17 protein-coding genes are annotated in these 20197 nt (G+C 65.6%); 11 read left to right on the top strand and 6 right to left on the bottom strand.

The window, feature by feature from the left end; all coding sequences use genetic code 11:
• Positions 1-55 precede the first annotated feature (55 nt).
• The 9 genes from DSM104440_RS05765 to DSM104440_RS05725 all read left to right on the top strand — a co-directional run bounded on the left by DSM104440_RS05765 (position 56) and on the right by DSM104440_RS05725 (position 9641).
• Positions 56-886, top strand: coding sequence for a MurR/RpiR family transcriptional regulator (locus DSM104440_RS05765; protein ID WP_171161098.1), 831 nt, complete (start codon positions 56-58; stop codon positions 884-886).
• Positions 873-2801, top strand: a complete 1929-nt coding sequence (locus DSM104440_RS05760) for a bifunctional 5-dehydro-2-deoxygluconokinase/5-dehydro-2-deoxyphosphogluconate aldolase (protein ID WP_212758225.1) — start codon at positions 873-875, stop codon at positions 2799-2801. Before DSM104440_RS05765 ends, DSM104440_RS05760 begins: the two co-directional genes overlap by 14 nt.
• Positions 2687-3700, top strand: coding sequence for an NAD(P)-dependent oxidoreductase (locus tag DSM104440_RS05755; protein WP_343034160.1), 1014 nt, complete (start codon positions 2687-2689; stop codon positions 3698-3700). The genes DSM104440_RS05760 and DSM104440_RS05755 overlap by 115 nt, the downstream gene beginning before the upstream one ends.
• A gap of 158 nt (positions 3701-3858) precedes the next feature.
• Positions 3859-5160, top strand: coding sequence for an ABC transporter substrate-binding protein (locus DSM104440_RS05750; RefSeq protein WP_171161095.1), 1302 nt, complete (start codon positions 3859-3861; stop codon positions 5158-5160).
• A gap of 3 nt (positions 5161-5163) precedes the next feature.
• A complete protein-coding gene (locus DSM104440_RS05745) occupies positions 5164-6054 on the top strand; it encodes a branched-chain amino acid ABC transporter permease (RefSeq protein WP_212758224.1) in 891 nt (296 codons plus the stop codon).
• A gap of 174 nt (positions 6055-6228) precedes the next feature.
• Positions 6229-6969, top strand: coding sequence for an SDR family NAD(P)-dependent oxidoreductase (locus tag DSM104440_RS05740; protein WP_171161094.1), 741 nt, complete (start codon positions 6229-6231; stop codon positions 6967-6969).
• A gap of 24 nt (positions 6970-6993) precedes the next feature.
• Entirely contained in the window at positions 6994-7773 is a 780-nt protein-coding gene (locus DSM104440_RS05735; protein ID WP_171161093.1) for an SDR family NAD(P)-dependent oxidoreductase, read from the top strand.
• Between the two features lie 216 nt (positions 7774-7989).
• Positions 7990-8466, top strand: coding sequence for a hypothetical protein (locus DSM104440_RS05730; RefSeq protein ID WP_171161092.1), 477 nt, complete (start codon positions 7990-7992; stop codon positions 8464-8466).
• Positions 8467-8507: 41 nt separating this feature from the next.
• Positions 8508-9641 carry a BamA/TamA family outer membrane protein gene (locus DSM104440_RS05725; RefSeq protein ID WP_171161091.1) on the top strand — a complete coding sequence of 378 codons (1134 nt, stop codon included), beginning with the start codon at positions 8508-8510 and terminating at the stop codon, positions 9639-9641.
• 3 nt (positions 9642-9644) lie between these two features.
• On the opposite strand, the gene DSM104440_RS05720 is transcribed toward DSM104440_RS05725, so the two are convergent.
• The gene (locus DSM104440_RS05720; RefSeq protein ID WP_171161090.1) at positions 9645-10709 is read right to left on the bottom strand and encodes a COX15/CtaA family protein; all 1065 of its coding nucleotides are present in this window, start codon (positions 10707-10709) and stop codon (positions 9645-9647) included.
• Positions 10710-10879: 170 nt separating this feature from the next.
• On the opposite strand from DSM104440_RS05720, the gene DSM104440_RS05715 reads away from it, so the two are divergent.
• Positions 10880-13681 carry an aminotransferase class I/II-fold pyridoxal phosphate-dependent enzyme gene (locus DSM104440_RS05715; protein ID WP_171161089.1) on the top strand — a complete coding sequence of 934 codons (2802 nt, stop codon included), beginning with the start codon at positions 10880-10882 and terminating at the stop codon, positions 13679-13681.
• A gap of 31 nt (positions 13682-13712) precedes the next feature.
• Positions 13713-15413: an aspartate:alanine exchanger family transporter gene (locus DSM104440_RS05710; protein ID WP_171161088.1), complete on the top strand. Its 1701-nt coding sequence runs from the start codon at positions 13713-13715 to the stop codon at positions 15411-15413.
• A 69-nt stretch (positions 15414-15482) separates the two neighbouring features.
• Here DSM104440_RS05710 and DSM104440_RS05705 read toward each other — a convergent pair whose 3' ends face one another.
• Genes DSM104440_RS05705 through DSM104440_RS05685 form a run of 5 tightly spaced genes read right to left on the bottom strand, consistent with a single transcriptional unit; the run spans position 15483 to position 20133 of the window.
• Positions 15483-16058 (bottom strand): YSC84-related protein, encoded by a 576-nt coding sequence (locus DSM104440_RS05705; RefSeq protein ID WP_171161087.1) that lies wholly within the window; start codon positions 16056-16058, stop codon positions 15483-15485.
• Between the two features lie 31 nt (positions 16059-16089).
• On the bottom strand, positions 16090-16869 hold the full coding sequence (locus tag DSM104440_RS05700; RefSeq protein WP_171161086.1) for an FUSC family protein: 780 nt from the start codon (positions 16867-16869) through the stop codon (positions 16090-16092).
• A complete protein-coding gene (locus DSM104440_RS05695; RefSeq protein WP_171161085.1) occupies positions 16866-18338 on the bottom strand; it encodes a TAXI family TRAP transporter solute-binding subunit in 1473 nt (490 codons plus the stop codon). The genes DSM104440_RS05700 and DSM104440_RS05695 overlap by 4 nt, the downstream gene beginning before the upstream one ends.
• Positions 18335-19525, bottom strand: a complete 1191-nt coding sequence (gene gltS, locus DSM104440_RS05690) for a sodium/glutamate symporter (RefSeq protein WP_171161084.1) — start codon at positions 19523-19525, stop codon at positions 18335-18337. Before gltS ends, DSM104440_RS05695 begins: the two co-directional genes overlap by 4 nt.
• Positions 19525-20133, bottom strand: a complete 609-nt coding sequence (locus tag DSM104440_RS05685; RefSeq protein ID WP_171161083.1) for a hypothetical protein — start codon at positions 20131-20133, stop codon at positions 19525-19527. The genes gltS and DSM104440_RS05685 overlap by 1 nt, the downstream gene beginning before the upstream one ends.
• Between the last annotated feature and the right edge of the window lie 64 nt (positions 20134-20197).

The following is a 20197-nucleotide window of genomic DNA, read 5'->3' as shown; positions in this document are numbered from 1 at the left end:
GGAAATATACGTTCTAAGATTGCAATGGGCAAGAACATTTGTTCTAATCTTGCCCATGCCCACGCCCGCTGGCACCTACGACGAGCTGCAGGCCGAGATCGGCCGGCGCTTCCCTGGCCTCTCGCGCCAGCTGCAGGCCATCGCGCGCTTCGCGCTCGAGCGGCCCCACGATGTCGCGCTGGATACGGTCGCCGCGGCCGCCGCCAAGATCGAGGTGCAGCCTTCGGCCATGGTGCGCTTCGCCCAGGCCCTTGGCTACGACGGTTACTCGGACATGCAGCGCGTCTTCCGCGAGCGGCTGGTCGAGCGCAGCGGCAGTTATAAGGAGCGCATCGCGCGCATGCGCCGCGGCAAGGCCGCCGAGTCCAGGCCCAAGGCCGTGCTGCGCGACTTCGTGGCCGATTCGATCGCCAACCTGTCGAATCTCGAAGAGCACGTGGATGCCGAGCGCCTCTCCGCCGCGGTGAAGCTCCTTGCCAAGGCCGGGCGCATTCACCTGCTCGCCCAGCGGCGCGCCTTTCCGGTCGCCTGCTACCTTTCTTATGCGCTCGCCCAGCTCGACCTTCCCGTGACGCTGATGGATGGCGTCGGCGGCATGGTGCGCGAGCAGGCGCGCGGCTTCCGCGACGACGACGTACTGGTCGCCGTGAGCTTCCGCAACTATTCGCCCGACGTGATCGAGCTCGCCGCCGACTGCAAGCGCCGCGGCGTGCCGGTGATCGTCATCACGGACAGCGCCGTCTCCCCGCTCAATCGCAGCGCCACCATCGCCTTCGACCTTGGCGACCACAGCGAGCGGCCCTTCCGTTCGCTCGTCGAACCGCTTTGCCTCGCGCAGGCGCTCGTGGTGAGCGTCGGCCATGAGATCACCCGTGGCAAGCACTGACCGCCTCTTCGACGTCGCCTGCCTCGGCCGCGCGGCCGTCGATCTCTATGGCGAGCAGGTCGGCGTGCGGCTGGAGAACGTCGCGACGTTCGCGAAGTATCTCGGCGGCTCGCCCGCGAACACCGCCGTCGGCGCGTCGCGGCTGGGCCTGCGCGCGGCGATGATCTCGCGCGTCGGCAACGAACCCAACGGCGGCTTCGTGCGCGAGACGCTCGTGCGCGAAGGCGTGGATGTCTCCCAGGTCTCCACGGATCCCGAGCGCCTCACCGCGCTGGTTTTCCTCGCGCTGCGCGACCAGGACACCTTCCCGCACGTCTTCTATCGCGATCGTTGCGCGGACATGGCGCTCGACGCGTCCCACATCGATCCCGCATTCATCGCCTCCTGCGGCGCCCTGCTCATCTCGGGCACGCACCTCTCGCAGGAGGGCCCGCGCGCGGCTTGCGTGAAGGCCGTCGCGGCGGCACGCGCGGCAGGCACGCGCGTGATCCTCGACATCGACTACCGTCCCGTGCTCTGGGGCCTCGCGAAGCCCGCCGAGGGCGATGCGCGCTACGTCGCCTCCGACCACGTGACCGGGCACATGCAGGCGATGCTGGCCGATTGCGCGCTCATCGTCGGCACCGAGGAAGAGATTCGCGTGGCCGGCGGCTCGGGCGATACGCTCACCGCACTCGCACACATCCGCAACGCGTCCAAGGCGCTCATCGTCGTCAAGCGCGGGCCGATGGGCTGCGTCGCCTTCGACGGTCCCATTCCCGCGAGCCTCGACGAAGGCCGCGCCGGTCCGGGTTTCGCGGTGGAAGTCTTCAACGTCCTCGGCGCGGGCGACGCGTTCATGGCGGGCTTCCTCAGCGGGTGGCTGCGCGGCGAGCCGATCGAACGCTGCTGCACGTACGCCAACGCGTGCGGCGCCATCGTGGTCTCGCGCCATGGCTGCGCGCCGGCGATGGCAACGTCCGCCGAGCTTGCCCATTTCCTCTTGAAGGGCGTGACCACGCCGCGCCTTCGCGAAGACCGCGACCTCGAGCACGTGCATCGCGCCACCACGCGTCGCAGCGGCAAGCATGAGCTTCTCTATGTGCTCGCCTTCGATCACCGCTCGCAGCTCGAATCGGTCGCACGCGCCCACGGTGCGGACAACACCCGCATCGTGCAATTCAAGTCGCTGGTCGCCCAGGCGTTCGAATCCGTGAGCCGCGGCCGCGCGGGTTACGGCGTGCTCCTCGACGACCGCTATGGCGCTTCGATCCTGCCGCGCTTCGAAGGCACGCCGGCCTGGGTCGCGCGCCCCGTGGAAGTCCCCGGCTCCAATCCGGTCGAGTTCGAGCCGGGCGCGAACCTGGGGCTCGCACTGCGCACGTGGCCCGCGTCGCACGTCGTGAAGTGCCTCGCGTTCTTCCATCCGGACGATCCGCCCGAAGCCTCGGGGACGCAGCTCGGCCGCATGCGCGACCTCGCGGAAGCCTGCGCGCTCACCGGCCACGAGCTGCTGCTCGAAATCATTCCCCCCGCGCGCGAGGGAACCGCCGACTTCGTCGTCGCGCGCGCGCTCGACGCGATCTACTCCGCCGGGATCCGTCCCGATTGGTGGAAGCTCCCGCCCAGCGCCGACGGCGCGGCGTGGGACGCGATCGGCGCTTCCATCGAGCGCCACGATCCGCTGTGCCGCGGCGTGCTCGTGCTCGGCATGGAAGCCGGCGCCGATGCGCTTCGCGAAAGTTTCGCGGTCGCGGCGCGCAGCCCCTGGGTCCGCGGCTTCGCCGTGGGCCGTTCCATCTTTGCCGATGCCGCCGCCGACTGGTTCGCCGGGCGCGCGAGCAACGCGCAGGTCGTCACCTCCATTTCTGCCCGCTACCGCGAAGTGATCGCGCTGTGGGAAGCCGCACAACAAGGACTCAAGGAGAGCGCATGAGCAACCCCCGCATCGGATTCGTCGGCATCGGCATGATGGGCCACGGCATGGTGAAGAACCTGCTCGCCAAGGGCTTCCCCGTGACGTTCAAGGTCAATCGCGACCGCTCGCGGCTCGAGGACCTCATCGCGGCCGGCGCGAAGGAAGTCGATTCGTACGCCAAGCTCGCCGCGGACTCCGATTTCGTGATCGTGTGCGTGACGGGCTCGCCGCAGGTCGAGGAAGTGATCCTCGGCAAGGGCGGCCTGCTCGAAGGCGCGCACAAGGGCCTCATCGTCATCGAGACCTCGACCGCCGAGCCCGGCTCCACCGCCAAGGTGCGCGAAGCACTGCTGGCCAAGGGCGCGGATCTCGCCGATGCCCCGCTCGCCCGCACGCCCAAGGAAGCCGAGGAAGGCCGCCTCAACACGATGGTCGGCGCCGACGACGCGCTCTTCGCGAAGGTGAAGCCGGTGATGGCGGCCTTCTGCGAAAACATTTTCCACGTCGGGCCCGCGGGTGCGGGTCACACGTTGAAGCTCGTGAACAACTTCATGGCGATGACGATCGTCGCGAGCATCGCCGAAGCCTTCTCGGTGGCCAACAAGGCCGGCGTGAAGTTGGACAAGCTCTTCGAGGTGGTGTCGATGGGCGCGCTCAACTCGCCGATCTTCCAGATGGTCGCGGGTGGTGCGGTCGCGGGCGACCTCACGCGGATGAAGTTCGCGATCCGGAACGCCGCGAAGGACATGCGCTACTACACGCACCTCGCCGAATCGCTGCCCGTGCCCTCGTTCGTGGGCGAGGCGGTTCACCAATCGTATGAACAGGCCGTGGCCCTCGGGCTCGGCGACAAGCTCATGGCCTCGATGATCGAGGCGCAGGAACAACTAACCAAACAACAAATCATCCGCAGATAAACGCGGATAAACGCAGATAAGAGCAAGAAGACATTGGTAGCTGAAACCGCGACGCTGATTCAAATGGAGAAGTCTCAACCACTCTCACCCCATCCGCGTTTATCTGCGTTTATCTGCGGACGAACGCTTTAGTTGCTTCAAATTAGGAGGAGAAAACCATGAATGACGACAACAAAGTCGCATCGCAGAAACGCCGCAGCCTCATGCAAGCCATCGCCGCCGGTTCGGCCACCTCGTTCTTCGGCCCGTGGGCGGTGAATCACGCGTGGGCGCAAACCGCGCAGAAGAAACCGCTGGTGATCGGCCTCACGATGGACGCGAGCGGCCAGTACGGCGCGAGCGGCGTCGAGGAACGCCTGGGCGCGATGATGGCCATCAAGGAGTTCAACGACAAGGGCGGTGTCCTCGGGCGGCGCATCGAAGCGCTGCACATGGACACGGAAACGACGCCCGCCACCGGCTCGCGCGTTGCCGAGCGCCTGATCACGCGCAACGAAGCCGCGTTCCTCATCGGCGCGCTGCATTCGGGTGTCGCCAACGCGATCAGCCAGGTCGCGCAGAAGTACGGCTGCATCTTCCTCAACACCAACTCCAGCTCGCCCACCGAAGCCGGCAAGGATTGCCACCGCACGAAGTTCGTGTGGGACGGCAACGGCACGAACTTCGCCCACGCGATCGTGAAGAACGCGATCGCCGTGAACGGCAAGAACTGGGTGATGCTCACCAACGACTACGTGTGGGGCCACAACACCGCGAAGTCGATGCGCCAGATCGTCGAGGCCAACGGCGGCAAGATCATCGAGGAGCTGATGGTCCCGCAGAACACGCGCGACTTCTCCTCGTATCTCCTCAAGGTGCAGCAGCTGAAGCCCAACGTCGTGGCGACCGCGGTCGGCGGCGACGACATCAAGGCCCTGCGCCAGCAGGTCGTGCAGCTGAAGCTCAACCAGTCCGCGGCGTGGGTCAACAACCAGCAGGACTGGCCCGACGTGTACGGCCTGGGCCCGGAGTCGATCTTCGGCGTGTTCGGCACCACGTGGTACTACCGCCTCGACCTGCCCGGCGTGAAGGAATTCGTCGCCGCGTACCAGAAGCAGTACCCGGGCATGGCGATTCGCAATCCGGGCAACGTCTATCACAACGGCTACATGGCCACGCGCGAGCTGCTGCGCTGCGTCGAGGAAGCGGGCACCACGAACAACATCGCGGTCATCAAGAAGCTCGAGGGCCGCAAGATGAGTGCGCTCGACCGCATGCAGCACCACGATGCGTGGATCGATCCCGTGACCCACCAGGTGCAGCAGACGATCTACATGGCGACGTACAACAGCAAGCCCGCGGAGAAGGACGACATCTTCACGATCCTCACGCAGGCCGACCCGAAGGACGTCCAGGACAAGGACGCCGCCGGTGCGTGCAAGCTGGAGAGCTACGAGGCGACGCCGACGTACGAGGTGTAGTCCTTGCTGGCCAACTTCCTCCCTCACGTCCTCAACGGGCTGTCGTTGGGGCTGCTGTTCGCGCTCATCGCGCTGGGCTTCATGCTCATCGTGGGCGTGATGGAGGTCATCAACCTCGCGCACGGGTCGCTCTTTGCGCTGGGTGCGTACGTCGCCCTGTTCCTGATGGGCTTCTTCGACGGCATCCCGATCGGCATCCGCTACGCGCTGGTGCTCGCCCTCGCACCTTTCCTGGTCGGGCTCTTCGGGATGCTGATCGAGCTTTGCATGCGGCGCACCTACGGCAAGGATCCGCTCTACGGGCTCCTGCTCACGTTCGGCGCGGCGCTCGTGATCGAGGAGCTGATCCGCGTGGTCTGGGGTTCGCGCGAGCAGCAGCTCAAGCTTCCCGAGGCGATCTCGGGCGCGGTGCTCATAGGCGACCTGATCTACGCGAAGTACCGGTTCTTCGCTTGCGCGCTTGCGAGCGGACTCATCGTGATGCTCTGGCTCTTCATCGAGAAGACGCGCTACGGCGCGATCATCAAGGCCGGCGCGCATGACAGCGAGATGGTGCGCGCGCTCGGCTATAACCTTTCAAGGCTGCGCCTGGGCGTCTTCGCGCTCGGCACCGCGCTCGCGGCGATCGCGGGCATCGTGATGGCGCCCATCTGGGGAATCCGACCGCACGTCGGGGTGGATGCCGTGGTTCCGGCGTTCCTGATTATCGTGCTCGGAGGCGTCGGCAGTTTCTGGGGCGCGGTGGTCGCGGGCCTCATGGTGGGACTCGTGGTGGGTCTCACCGGCGCGTATGCCTCCGAGTGGTCGCTCCTTTCGATGTACCTGCTCTTCATTCTCGTCGTGACGTTCCGGGCCCGGGGATTGTTCGGGCGGAAGTCGGCGCTCGATAACTGAGCAATCCGCACTTTGTCATCCTGAGGAGCGCAGCGGCGAGAAGGACCTCCTGAGCGTACGAAGGATCTGTTTTTTGCAGTCAAAACACTCAAGCAGGTCCTTCGGGCCTGCGGCCCTCAGGATGACAGTGGGCGCGCGACCGCGCTACTCACGAAGACAGTAGTATCTCCAGCCATGGTCCTCAAAGACAAAGTAGCCGTAGTAACCGGTGCGGCAGGCACGATGGGCCTGGCCGCGGCGAAGTTCCTCCTCGAGGACGGCGCGAAGGTCGCGCTCGTCGACGTGGACATGCTGCGGCTCGACAACGTGGGCCGCTTCCTGCGTGGCACGACGCTCGCGGTGTCGTGCGACATCTCGGATTCGATGGCGGTGCGCCAGGCGCACCAGAAGATCGCGGCTGAGCTGGGTCCCGTCGACATCCTGGTGAACAACGCCGGAATCCTCTCCAACAACAAGTCCGAAGGCACGCTCGACGACGAGTGGAAGCGCGTGATGGGCGTGAACCTCGATGGGGCATTCTTTTGGTCGCGTGCGGTCCTGCCCGGGATGAAGGCGCGCCAGTGGGGCCGCATCATCAATGTCTGCTCGCTCGCCGCGAAGACCGGCGGGCTCACGGCCGGCACGGCGTACTCGACTTCGAAGGGTGCGCTCACCTCGCTCACCTTCTCCCTCGCGCGCGAGGCCGCGGCCCACGGCGTGACGGTGAACGGCATTTCGCCCGCCTACGTGAAGACTCCGATGATCACGGAGGGGCTCAACGAGCAGCAGCGCAGGCAGCTCCTCACGCAAATACCGGTCGGCCGGTTCTGCGAGCCCGAGGAATTCGCGCATGCGGTGCGCTTCCTCGCGTCACCTCTCGCGGGATTCATCACGGGCGAGATTCTCGACGTGAACGGCGGCTTGCAGATGGACTAAGGCTGGAACCACAGATGAACACAGATGGACACAGATAACCTCTTCGACCTCAAGGGCAAGGCGGCCTTCATTCCCGGCGGCTACGGCGGCATTGGCGAAGCCGTGGCGCGCGGGCTGGCGGCGGCCGGGGCCACTGTCACGGTGGCCGGGCGCGACGGCAGCAAGGCCGATGCGCTCGGGAAGGAACTCACGGCGGCGGGCCAGCGTGCCTTCGGCGTCGCCATGGACGCGAACAAGGTTGCAAGCATTCGCGAAGCAACGGACAAGGCCGCCCAGCACATGGGCCGGCTCGACATCCTCGTGAACTGCATCGGCATGAACCGCGAGCAGAAGATCGCCGACGTCACCGAGGAGCAGTTCGACGAGATCTACCGCGTGAACCTCCGGTCCGCGATGTTCCTCGCGCAGCAGGCGGCGAAGTACCAGGTCGAGGGCAAGCGCGGCGGCAAGCAGGTGCAAATGCTCTCCGTGCGTTCCATGCTCGGCATGCGCGGCTACGGCTATTCGGCGTACTGCTCGACCAAGGGCGCGCTGGTGATGCTGGTGAAGCAGCACGCGCTCGAGCTCGCGGCCAACAACATCCAGGTGAACGGCGTGGCCCCCACGGTCGTGGAGACCGCGATGGCGGGCAACTGGAAGAAGGATCCAGGCCGCTGGGAAGCGCTGCTCGCGCGCATCCCGCTGGGGCGCGTGGCGCAACCGCGCGACATCGTCGGAGCAACGCTCTTCTTCTGCGCGCCGGCCTCGGACTTCGTGACGGGGCAGGTGCTCTACCTGGATGGCGGGATTACGGCGACTCAGTAGAAAATTGTCATCCTGAGGAGCGAAGCGGAAAGAAGGACCTCCTGAGCGCGCGAAGGATCTGCTGTCAAAACCCTCAAGCAGGTCCTTCGTCGCTTCGCTCCTCAGGATGACAGTCTCCGGGGTAGGACTTTTCCCACACAGGTTTCGGCGTAATCCTTACGAACCGTTCGGAATATCCGATAGAGCGTTGCGGGGTGGCACGGCACGATAGCCCCCATGAAACAGCGCACCGTCCTCATCGCGATCACCGCCGCCGGCCTCCTTGGAGCCGCCGGCCTGGGCATCGGCGCCTCGGCCACGTCCGAGCCTTCCCTGATGTCACGCAGTGACTACCAGTCGCTCCGGGATGCGATCGCCAAGACGACCGCGGATGACTTCGCGGCCTGCGAAACGATGAAGCCCGTGGCGCGCGGCGAATGCCTCGCCGAAGCGCGCGCGAGCGAATCGGTGCAACTCGCGGAGCTCGAAGTGCGTTACCGCGGCACGGTTTCCGCGGCCAACAATGTTCACCTGGCCCGCATCGACGCGGCCTATCAGGTCGCCCGCTCGAAGTGCTTCCTCCTCTCGGGCGCGGGGCGCGACAACTGCCTGATCGCCGCACACGCGCAGAAAGCCCACGCGCGCATGCAGGCGCACGCCGAGATCAACGAAGCGCCCGTCGTTGCACGCACGCACGATCGCCGCGAAGGCTGAGCCTCCCCTAGCTTCAAGACGGCGTCGGTTATCATCGACGCATGCCCCACCTCCTCCCGAAGGTCGCGCTCGCCGCAGCCTGTTTCGCCGCGCCGGCCTTTGCGGCCGATGAAAAACGCAGCATCTTCATCGATCCCGACGACGGCTACTTCGATGGCTCGGAGTGGCTCATCGACCGCAAGGGTTTCCTGCCGGTCCCGATCATCATCACCGAGCCCGCCGTCGGCTATGGCGGTGGCGTAGCGCTTCTTTTCATCCGCGAGTCGATCCGTGAAGTCACCAAAGGCGCCACGCCGGGCCACGTGACCCCGCCCGACATCTTCGGCGGGATGGTCTTCGGAACGGAGAACGGCACGAAGGGATACGGCGGCGGCGGCATGTTCTCGTTCGCGGACGACCGCTGGCGTTACCGGGGCGGCGTGGCCAAGGTCGACGTGAACCTCGACTTCTACGGCATCGGCGGCAAGGACCGCGCGCTCGGATACAACCTCGACGGCATCATGTCGATGCAGCAGGTGCTCTATCGCCTGGGCGAGAGCAGCAACTTCATCGCCCTGCGCTGGATCTATCTCGACCTGAAGAATCGCTTCAACCTCGCGAGCGAGGCGGCCGAGCTTCCCGCGTTCTCGCGCGCCGAAACGAGCTCCGGCGTCGGCCTGTCGTTCGAGCACGACTCGCGCGACAACATCTTCACGCCCAACAGCGGCTGGACCGGAACCTTCGACACGACCTTCTATTCGCCCGACGTCGGCAGCGACCACACGTACCAGGCGTATCGCGGGAAGATCTTCGCGTACTTCCCGATCGAGAAGAAGTTCGTGATCGGCGCGCGCATCGACGGACGCGCGGCCCGCGGTGACGTGCCCTTCTACCAGTTGCCCTTCATCGACATGCGCGGCATTCCCGCCGCGCGCTACCAGGACGAGAACACGGGCGTGCTCGAAACCGAAGTCCGCTGGAACGTGACGCCGCGCTGGTCGCTCGTCGGTTTCATCGGCGCTTCACGCGCGTGGGGCAAGGACACGAACTTCAAGGATGCGGGCACGGCCGTCGCGAAGGGCGTGGGATTCCGGTACCTGATTGCGCGGCGCCTGGGTCTGTACATCGGCATGGACGTCGCGCGCGGCCCCGAGGACGACGCGTTCTACATCCAGGTGGGCAACGCCTGGCGCTAGCGCCTAGCGCAACGCGTGCCGCATCCAGAGCGCGGCCGTCAGCACGAGCACCGCCACACCCTGGTGCAACACACCCAGCACCACCGGCACGCGCAGCAATAGCGTGCTGATCCCGAGCGCCACCTGGATGGCGAGCATCGCGAGCAACAGGTGCGCGGCGAAGTACGCACGCGGATCGAGCTCCGCGGCGCGGCGCGTACGCCACCACAACCACGGCACGAGGAAGATCAGCAGCCACGCGACCACGCGATGGTCGAACTGCACCGTCGCCATGTTGTAGCCGAAGTTCTTCCACCACGGCTCGATCATCAGGATTTCCGGCGGGATCACGTGTCCGTTCATGAGCGGAAACGTGTTGTACGCATAGCCCGCGCGAATGCCGGCCACGAGGCCGCCGGTCACGACCATCGCGAACACGAGCACCACCAGGATGGAGCCATGCGATCGCAGCCCGGCCGGCGTCCAATAACGCTGCGGAAATAGGATCCCGAGTGCAACCCAGAACATCGCCGCGTAGATCACGAACGCGAGCGTGAGGTGTGCTGCGAGGCGAAACTGGCTTACACGCGGATCGTCCACGAGCCCGCTCGCGACCATGTACCAACCCATGAAACCCTGGAGCGCACCGAGCGCGAAGATGCCGGCGAGCTTCCAGGCAAGCGGCTTGTCGAGCTTTCGCCGCAGCAGGAAATACATGAAGGGCGCGAAGAACGCGAGGCCGATCACGCGGCCGAGGTTTCGGTGGATGTACTCCCACCAGAAAATTTCCTTGAAGCCTGCGAGCGTCATGTCGAAGTTCTTCAGGCGGAACTCCGGTGTTTTCCGGTACTTCGCGAAAGTCTCGGCCCACTGCGCGTCGTCGAGCGGCGGCAGCGCGCCCAGGATCGGTTGCCACTCGACGATCGAAAGTCCGGAATGTGTCAGTCGCGTGATGCCGCCGACGACGACCATGGCGAACACGAGCGCGCAGCAAGCGAGCAACCACCATGCCACCGCGCGCGGCGCGGCGGGCACGCCCTCGCCCGCAGGCGAGCCGGCGAACGTGAAACCGGAGGTGGCACGAATCATTCGCTCATTCTAGGGGCTTGGCGCGCGCGTGGCGGTTTGACATGAATCAATGGATACGCAGGTTGGAGGACCACCATTTGCAAGGTATAAACTGATCTGCGCTTGGCACATTCCCGCGACTGCTCCTCGTGACTTTTGCTCAACAATTCCCCCGTTTTTCGGAGAAGACCATGCCCGCACCCGCAACGAGAATCGACCATTTCTTCTCAGGCGCCGAAGCGCGCCTGGATCGCTGGCGCGAACTGCATCGCGCGACCCAGGTCTGGGCCGCGAAGGCCCGCACCGGCTCCGATGCCAATGCGCGATCAGCCGTCAGCACCGCGCTCTCCGAACTCGTCTCGTTCGAGGATTTCCAGGCATTCCCCGGCCATCGTTTGCTCGCCGCGCTGAAGGATCGCATCAAGGGCGGCGACGCCATGGGTGCGGCCCGCCTCGTGCAGCGCATCTCCTCCGCGCTCATGTCGCGCAGCTATCGCTCCGACTCCGGTGAATGGGAACCCGAGGACGAATCCTCCGGCGGCGGCGAGCGGCAGATGCCCACGGCGGCAGGCGACCCGAAGGCGCGCCCGTACTTCGAAGTGCTGGTGGTTTCGCCCTCGCCCAGCACGAAGTGGCCCGGCCAGATCCAGAACATGCGCAAGCTGCGCCGCAACCTCGATGCGTTCATCTACGAACCCGTGGTCGTGGGCTCCTTCGAGGACGCGATCCTCGGCGTCATGCTCAACACCGACGTGCAGACGGTGCTGATCTATGACGGCTTCCCGTTCGCCTCCACGCACAACGCGCCCGTGATGCGCCAGTTCCTGATGGCCACGCTCGACATCAAGAACGACGACCTCGCGCCCCATGACTACGGCCTGCGCCTCGCGCAGGCGGTGAAGAAGATCCGCCCCGAGCTCGACATCATCCTGCTCTCCGACCGCAATGCCGAGGTGATCGCCGCCGATCCAGCCGCCGCCTGCATATCGCGCGTCTTCTACGACGTCGAGGAGCCGCTGGAAATCCACCTGTGCATCCTCCAGGGCGTGCAGGACCGCTACTCGACGCCCTTCTTCGACAACCTCGTGAAGTACGCGCAGAAACCGGTGGGCACCTTCCATGCGCTGCCCGTTGCGCGCGGCAAGTCGATCTTCAAGTCGAACTGGATCCGCGACATGGGCGAGTTCTACGGGCCCACGCTGTTCCTCGCGGAATCGTCGGCCACCACCGGCGGCCTCGACAGCCTCCTCGAGCCCACGGGCAACATCAAGGTAGCGCAGGAGAAATGCGCGCGCGCGTTCGGCTGCGACGAAGTGTTCTGGGTCACCAACGGCACTTCGACCTCGAACAAGATGGTCGAGCAGGCGCTGCTGCAGCCGGGCGACATCGTCATCGTCGACCGCAACTGCCACAAGTCGCACCACTACGGCTGTGTCCTCGCCGGCGCGCAACCGTACTACGTCGAGGCGTACCCGATGACGGAGTACTCGATGTATGGCGGCGTGCCGCTGCGCGGGATCAAGAAGGCGCTGATGGACCTGAAGGCCGCGGGGCGCCTCCACAAGGTGAAGATGGTCGTTCTCACCAACTGCACGTTCGACGGCCACGTCTACAACACCAAGCGCGTGATGGAGGAGTGCCTCGCCATCAAGCCCGACATGATCTTCCTCTGGGACGAAGCCTGGTTCGGCTTCGCGCGCTGGTCGCCTTTCTACCGCGGCCGCACGGGCATGGGCGCGCGCGCCGCACTCAAGGAAGACTTCGCCAATCCCGCTTACGCCGAACACTACAAGGCGCAGGTCGCGAAGCTCGGCAAGGACCTCAACCCGAAGGACAAGCGCGTGCTCGACACGCGCCTGTATCCGGATCCGAAGAAGGCGAAGCTGCGCGTCTACATGACCACGTCGACCCACAAGTCGATGTCGGCGCTGCGCCAGGGTTCGATGGTCGGCGTGGGCGACGAGGACTTCCACCTGGTCGTGGAGAACTTCCACGAAGCGGTGTTCACGCACGCCTCGACCTCGCCCAACCAGCAGATCATCGCCTCGCTCGACGTCGCGCGCCGGCAGATGGAGCTCGAGGGCTACGAGCTGGTGATGCGCTCCATCCAGCTCGCGCTGGAACTGCGGCGCGAGGTCAATAACCACCCGCTCGTCTCGAAGTATTTCCGCATGCTCAACGTGGAAGAGATGATCCCCGCCTCGTACCGCGGCTCGGGATTGCGCAGCTACATCGAGGACGGGATCACCTGGGCCGACGCGCTCAAGGCCATCCGCGAGGACGAGTTCATCCTCGACCCCACGCGCCTGACACTCGTGTGCGGCACGGCGGGCTTCGACGGCACGCAATTCAAGGGCATCCTCGCCTCCGAGTACGAGATCCAGCTCAACAAGACTTCGCGCAACTCGGTGCTCTTCCAGACCAACATCAACAACACCCGCAGCGACGTCGCCAACCTGATGAAGGTCCTCGTCGAGATCGCCCAGAAGATCGACAAGAAGCTCATGAGCGGCGACGACACCGGGCGCAAGGCTTTTGCCGCGCGCGTGAAGTCGCTGATGGAGGACGTGCCGGACCTGCCGAACTTCAGCTACTTCCACGACAAGTTCCGCGACAACCCGAAGGGCACGACGCTCGAGGGCCACATGCGCGAAGCGTTCTACATGGCCTACGACCACGACGGCTGCGAGCACGTGAAGCTCTTCAGCTCGGAGGCGGACAAGCGTGCGCGTTCCGGCCCGCCGCTGGTCTCGGCGAACTTCGTGATTCCGTATCCGCCGGGCTTCCCGATCATGGTGCCGGGCCAGGTGATCAAGCCCGACACGATCGAATTCATGCGCAAGCTCGACGTGAAGGAGATCCACGGGTACGACAAGAACCTGGGCCTCAAGCTCATCGCCCCTGCGGCGCTGGGCATGAAGTCGAAGAAGGCAGCCGCTTCGCGGGCCAAACCCGCGAAGGCAGCGCGCAAGACCAAGAAGGCTCGCAAGTAAGCAGCCCATCAACCTTTAGAGGAGGCATCGCATGGAATCGCTTTTCAAGTTCCTCGCAGCCAATCCGTTCATGCTGTTGTTCGTCACGGTCGGGCTCGCGGTCTGGATCGGGAAGTTCTCGGTCAAGGGCTACGGGCTCGGCGCGGTGGCTGCGTCGATCGTCGTGGGTTGCGCCCTGTCGGTGTGGGCGTCCGTCTATGGCGTGAAGCTCGAGCTCAACAACTTCGCCAAGAGCCTCTTCTATTACCTGTTCATGTACGGCGTGGGCCTGCGGGTCGGCCCCTCGTTCATCAACAGCCTGAAGGGTGACGGCCTCAAGTTCACCTTCCTCGCGTTCGTCTCGAGCATCATCGGCCTCTTCCTGGTGGTCGTCGGTGCGAAGCTGTTCGAGCTCCCGATGGGGGCCGCGGGCGGCATGCTCGCCGGCTCGCAGACGATGTCCGCGGCGATCGGCTCGGCCGAACAGGCGGTGACGCAAGGCGCGGTGAAGCTCGCGGATGGCACGACGGCCGAGCAGGTGTCGGCGATGATCGCGCTCTCCTACGGCATCACCTACATCTGGGGCACGGTCGGCATCATCCTCATCTGCAAGTACCTGCCGAAGTGGTGGGGCATCGATGCCGCCGCCGCCGCGCGCAAGTACGAGGAAGAGCACGGCGTGAAGAGCGTGGACGACGCGGGCCTCACGGGCTACCAGCAGTTCAGCCTGCGTGCCTACAAGCTCGAGAACGCGAAGTGGGACGGGAAGTCGATCAAGGACTTCCGCGCGGAGAACCCGGAATACCGCATCGTCAACGTGCGCCGCGGCGGCGAGCTGCTCGGAGCCGATCCGTCGCTCACGCTGAAGGTCGGCGACTCGATCGCGCTGGGGGGCCATCGCAAGGCGCTCACCGACAAGATGGGCCTCATCGGTCCGGAAGTCGATGACGCCAAGGTGCTCGACATCCCGCTCGACCAGGCCGAGATCCTCGTCACCAACAAGGAGTTCGTCGACAAGCCGCTGAAGGAGTTCCGCAACACGGACGCGGCGGGCCAGCTCCAGATCACGAAGATCGAACGTGCCGGCAATCCGATCCCGCTCGCACCCGAGATGAAGCTCGAGCGCATGGACGTGGTGTTCGTCGCGGGCCTGAAGGACGCGGTGCAACGCGTGGGCGACCTCGTCGGCCGCATCGCGCGCCCGAGCACGGCCACCGACCTGCTCACGCTGTCGGTCGGCATGATCCTGGGCTTCCTGATCGGCCTCATCCAGTTCCCGGCCTTCGGTTCGCAGGTCGGCCTGGGCAACGCGGGTGGGCTGCTCGTCTCCGGCGTGATCGTGTCCTCGCTGCAGTCGCGGCTGCGCTTCTTCGGCAACACGCCGAATGCCGCGCGCAACATCCTCGAGGACATGGGCCTGATCGTCTTCGTGTGCATCGTGGGGATCAACTCGGGCAACTCGCTCCTCACGCAGCTCACGGGTGCGATCGCGCTGAAGATCTTCATCGTGGGCTTCATCGCCTGCAGCATCCCGCCGATCGTCGTGTGGGCCATCGGCCTGCACTACTTCAAGATCAACCCGGCAATCCTCATGGGCGGCGTGGCAGGTGCGCGCAGCCACTCCGGGCCGTGCCGCGAAGCCGCGCACGAGATCAAGAGCACCGTGCCGTGGATCGGATTCCCGGTGGGTTACGCGGTGTCGGGCGTGCTGATCACCGTGTTCGGTTACTTCGCGATGGTTCTAGCGAAGTGACGGTGCGGATGTCGTAAGTAAATCGGGGGAGCCCTTGGGCTCCCCCGATCATTTACAGCGCTGCGATCCTCAGGTCTTGAGCGCCTTGTACTTGAACTTCTGGCCGCTGACGCTCGCTTCGTACATCAGGCCACCCTTGGCGACGGTGAAGGTCGCCATGCCCTTGTTGTAGCCCGGGCCTACCGTCTTCGCGTCGTTCTTGCCTGCGCTCGCACCCGCGGAGGAACCCGCGGTGCTGCCCTTCGCACCCGCCGCCGCGGTGATCGCCACGGCCGAGGCTTCGGCGCCGAACTCGAAGTTGCCGCCGGTGAATTCCTTGAACGAGCGCTCATCCTGGAAAAAGATGATCTGGCTGTAGGCCTGGCCGCCGAGCTGGAAGCCGACGCTGAGCTGCGTCATCGATGAATCGCCGACGTGCTTGCCCTGGGCGTAGACGCGGCCCTTGCCGTACGCGCCGCCAACACCGACGCCGCCCTTGCCCACCGTCGGGAACACGGCATAGCCGTACGCGGAGTCGAACATCCTTCCGCTCTCGCCCGCTTTCTTGAAGACGTTGATCGTGTCCGTGTACTCGTCGGCCCAGGCGGACGCCGACGCGAATGCAATGAACAGGAATGCCAGGAATGCCCTTTGAAGTTTCAACATGGTTCTCACCTCCGGTGACAAGAAATGCCGTTCATTTCGCGATCGCGCCCGCCAGCTCGTCGAGGCGCACCCGCAAGCGCTTCAGGGCCTCCGCGTCGGGCCCGCGCAGCGCCTGCGAGAGCGTATCGAGCCCCAGTTGCAGGGCGGCGACAACGCGATCCTCTTCTGCTGTGACCTCGTGGCCGAGCCGGCGTTCCACGTCGTGGTCCCGCCAGGCCTTCACGGTCGCCGCCATCCCATCGTGGAGCTTGCCTTCGAGCTTGCGCAGGACCTTGCGGTCGGATTCGCCGCGTTCGAGGGCGGCGAGCAGCTTCTGCGCGGCGGCGACGACGTCCCCGGTGCACCGCTCGACCTCGTCCTTGCCGTGCACCGGAAACACGAAGAGGCTCACCGCGAGCCCGACCACCACGCCCACCAGCGTATTGACGATTCGATAGAGGTCGTACTCGAGCGCATTGGCGTCGTGCATCACGAGCGTGACGAGGCACACCGACACGCCGATGCGCGCCACCGCGACGCCCCATCCGCTGCCCAATGAAATTGCCGCCGTAAGCAGTGCCGCGAGTCCGACCGTGAGCACGTTGGGTCCGGCAAGCAGGGCGATGCCGACGCCGGCCGCGATCCCTGCGAGCGTCCCCTTTACGCGGTTCAGCGACGAGCCGAGATCCTCGCCGACGTTGGAACCGACGACGAGTGCGGCCGTGAACGCGCCGTAGACCGCGTACTGGTTGTAGTTGCCCAGGGTGAGCAGGTACGCGAGGGCCGCGGCGATCCCGACCTTCGCGCAGTAGCGCAGCTGCGAGCCGGTCAAGGCTTCGCCATCTCCTCGATCGCGCGCGCGGCCGCCGTGTGCTGCGGGACCGCGAGGCCCCGTCGGGCATTGGCCGCCGAAAGCTGAGCGCCCTGCGCACTGCCGCGCGCCACGAGGTCCGCCCCGCGGCCGTAGACGACCCGGGTGATGGCCGCCACCTCGAGGTCCGTCATGTCCGGACCCACCGCGAGGATTGCGGAGGTCGCCACGGTGCGCACATTGGTCGCCTGGCTCGCGTACGTTCCCTTCGGGAGCGTGAGCTCGAAGTAGGCCGGGCTCTTCGCCGCCATCGCGCGAACGACTCTTTCCTCGAGCGGAACCAAACGCAGGGGCACCGCGGCGGCGGCGTCGCGAACGCTGTCGGCCGGGAATCCGATCACCTGGATCACGGCATCGACTTCCTTCTGGCGCAAGGCCACGAGCGCGTCACCGAGCGGAAGCTCCGCCGCCTTGCCGAGATCCTTCAAGCCGATGTCGTGAGCCGCGAGCACCGCGATCGCCGTGGTGCGTGAAGCCGCGCCGGGCACGCCGATCGCGACGCGCTTGCCGCGCAATTCGGAGAACGACTTGATCGGGCTGTCGTTGCGCACGAGCACATGCACCGCCTCGGGGTAGAGCGCGCCGACGGCGCGAAGCGACGGATACGCGCCATCCTGGGCGAACGACCCCTTGCCCTCGAGCGCATCGAGGGCCGCATCCGATTGCGACATCGCGAGCACGACGCGGCCGTCGCGGAGCATTCTCAGGTTCTCTTCGCCGCCCGGCGTGATGAGCGCGACGGTGCGAGCCCGCGCGGCGGGGAAGGCCTGGATGAACCGAAGGTACTGCCCATTGAGCGGCCCCGCGGCGATCGCATAGCCCTCGGAAGCTCGCGCCAGGCGCGCGCGGATCGCGGCGTGCGCGGACTCGAGCTCCTCGGCGATCACCTCGCGAGCGAGCGCCGACGTTTCCGGTGGCGCCGTCTCGATCGATTTCTTCATCGCCTCGATGAGCTTCTCGGGCGTGGGGCGCGGCCCGCCGCTCCCGACCTCGGGCGCGGCCACCGCGCGGTAACCCTGCGGCGCCACGGGCGACCACTTGTCGCCTTCCTTCTTGTAGATGGCCGAGCCGTGCGCGCGAATCACGTCGCCCGCCTTGTTGCCACCGGTGGTGATGCCGGAGAGGCCGCGCGGACCCGTGCCGAATCCGCTGACCAACCCGGCCACGCCCGGTGAATCCCACGCGCCGAAGTCGTAGTCCTTCGCGAGCTTCAGGTCCGCGTCGAAGTAGATGACGCGCCGCGTTTCACCCGCCGGCGCCTTCACGTCGTTCTGCGAGCCGCGGCGATGGATGTCCTGGATCGACACGAGCCCCTCGGGCATTGCCTCACCCACGCGGGCGACGACATCCTTCTTGAGCGCATCCGAGTCGGGCCCGCCTCCACACGCCGCGACCAACGTGGCCACGAGCAACGCCGCAAGGATTCTCATGGCCCGCCTCCCATGAATCCCAGTGACAGGAAACCGGTGAGGATCAGCGCGTTCATCAGGTCCACGAAGAACGCGCCTGCAAGCGGCACGATCAGGAACGACTGGGGCGCGGGACCATACTTCGCGACAATCGCCTGCATGTTCGCGATCGCAGTGGCCGTCGAACCCATGCTGAAGCCGATGAACGCGGCGGAAGTCACCGCGGCTTCGTAATCCCGGCCCATGAGGCGGAACGTCACGAAGATCGTGTACGCCGAGATCATGGCGACCTGCGCCACGAGGATCAGGAGCAGCGGGCCGGCGGAGAGCGCAACCTCGACCAGGTTCAGCGCCATCATCGTCATCACGAGGAAGAGCGAGAGCGAAACGCCGGAGATGAGGTCGGAGGCGCGGTCGTCGAGCTTGAGTCCCGCGAACGGCACGAGGTTGCGGATCGCAACGCCGATCACCATGCACCACAGGAAGCTCGGGATCGTGATCGGCAGCTTCACGTTCTGCCCGAGCCACTGGCCGGCGATCACCGCGGCGACGATGCCCATGAACGCACCGATCGTTCCGAGGGTGGAGATCGGTGGCGTGTTGGCCGTGGCCTGCAGTTCGCCACCCGCCTTCGCCTCCGACTTGAGCTTGTGCTTGCTGATCAGGTACTGCGCCACGGGGCCGGCGGCGATGCCGCCGAGGATCAAGCCGAACGTGGCCGAGGTCATGGACAGTTCCATGACCGACTGGAGGTTGTTCACCTCCGCGAAGCGCTCGGCGTAGGCCGCACCCGTTCCATGGCCTCCGACCAGCGTGATCGAGCCCACGATGATCCCGTAGAGCGGATGCAGGTCGAGCGCCTTCGCCACGAAGATTCCGGTGACGTTCTGCAGGAGGATGAACGGAAAGAGGACCACGAGGAAGATCGCGAGCGCCTTCCCGCCCTGCTTGAGCAGCCGCAGGTCGGCGCTCATGCCCACGCCCGCGAAGAACATGAGCAGGAGCGTGGGCTTCATCGTCGCGTTGAGCGAGAACTTGAACTCGGAGACCGCCATCAGGATCGAGATGACGGCCGCGAACAGCAGTCCCCCGGTAATGGGATCCGGGATGTTGTACTTGGAGAGGAACCAGACCTTCCGGTTGATCGCCGCGCCGATCAGCAGGCACGCGAGCGCGGCAAGCAACGACTCGAGAGGGTCGAGGGTCATCAGATCACGCCGTCGGCCTTCATCTTCGCGATCATCACCTTCGCCAAGTCCTCGGTCGCCTTCGCGACGCTACCGGGCTCGGTGACCTCGCTCGTGCCCGACCAGGCCGGCTTGTCGGTCTTCATGTTGAAGAGCGTCAGCTCGATCGTCATGATTTCGTAGACGTTCACGTCCGGCGGCATCGCCATGTACGCGCCGCCGTAGAAACCACGGTATCCGCGGCCGTAGAAGCCGGGGGCCATGTAGCCGGGCGAGACGTTCACGTCCTTCTTCACGCGCAGCAAGCGCGTGACGAGCACCGCATCGGCGCCGGCCTTCTTGACCGCCTCGTCGAGACGCTCGTTGGAGACCTGTCCGGTCTCCGGCAACACCGCATAGCTCGGCGAGGCGCCCGTTCCCGAGGCGCGCAATGCCGCCGAGAACCCGTCCTCGAACACGCGGCGGCTCGAATCGCTCTTGCTCACGCCGACGACGAGAATCTGCTTGAAGGCGCCGGCGTGTGCCGGATCCTTCCATGTGTCCTTCACCGCGGCCGTGGAGCAACCGAAGACGACAACCAGCGCGGCGAGCGTGGCAATAGTGTTTCGGAAATAGGAACGCGAGCGCATGACTCCTCCTTTTCGCATTGCGAATCGCGTGAGGCGATCCGGCGAATAGAGTGCCACAACACCG

It is taken from the genome of Usitatibacter palustris (genome assembly GCF_013003985.1).
GTDB classification, from domain to species: domain Bacteria; phylum Pseudomonadota; class Gammaproteobacteria; order Burkholderiales; family Usitatibacteraceae; genus Usitatibacter; species Usitatibacter palustris.
Note: the sequence above shows the minus strand (reverse complement) of the source record. Positions and strands in the feature narration are given on the sequence as shown.

Coding starts and splice junctions, on each gene's coding strand:
- DSM104440_RS05720 (WP_171161090.1), bottom strand. CDS start 10,709: ATGATTCGTGCCACCTCCGGTTTCACGTTCGCCGGCTCGCCTGCGGGC.
- DSM104440_RS05685 (WP_171161083.1), bottom strand. CDS start 20,133: ATGCGCTCGCGTTCCTATTTCCGAAACACTATTGCCACGCTCGCCGCG.
- DSM104440_RS05740 (WP_171161094.1), top strand. CDS start 6,229: ATGGTCCTCAAAGACAAAGTAGCCGTAGTAACCGGTGCGGCAGGCACG.
- DSM104440_RS05725 (WP_171161091.1), top strand. CDS start 8,508: ATGCCCCACCTCCTCCCGAAGGTCGCGCTCGCCGCAGCCTGTTTCGCC.
- DSM104440_RS05765 (WP_171161098.1), top strand. CDS start 56: ATGCCCACGCCCGCTGGCACCTACGACGAGCTGCAGGCCGAGATCGGC.
- DSM104440_RS05710 (WP_171161088.1), top strand. CDS start 13,713: ATGGAATCGCTTTTCAAGTTCCTCGCAGCCAATCCGTTCATGCTGTTG.
- DSM104440_RS05730 (WP_171161092.1), top strand. CDS start 7,990: ATGAAACAGCGCACCGTCCTCATCGCGATCACCGCCGCCGGCCTCCTT.
- gltS (WP_171161084.1), bottom strand. CDS start 19,525: ATGACCCTCGACCCTCTCGAGTCGTTGCTTGCCGCGCTCGCGTGCCTG.
- DSM104440_RS05695 (WP_171161085.1), bottom strand. CDS start 18,338: ATGAGAATCCTTGCGGCGTTGCTCGTGGCCACGTTGGTCGCGGCGTGT.
- DSM104440_RS05735 (WP_171161093.1), top strand. CDS start 6,994: ATGGACACAGATAACCTCTTCGACCTCAAGGGCAAGGCGGCCTTCATT.
- DSM104440_RS05715 (WP_171161089.1), top strand. CDS start 10,880: ATGCCCGCACCCGCAACGAGAATCGACCATTTCTTCTCAGGCGCCGAA.
- DSM104440_RS05750 (WP_171161095.1), top strand. CDS start 3,859: ATGAATGACGACAACAAAGTCGCATCGCAGAAACGCCGCAGCCTCATG.
- DSM104440_RS05705 (WP_171161087.1), bottom strand. CDS start 16,058: ATGTTGAAACTTCAAAGGGCATTCCTGGCATTCCTGTTCATTGCATTC.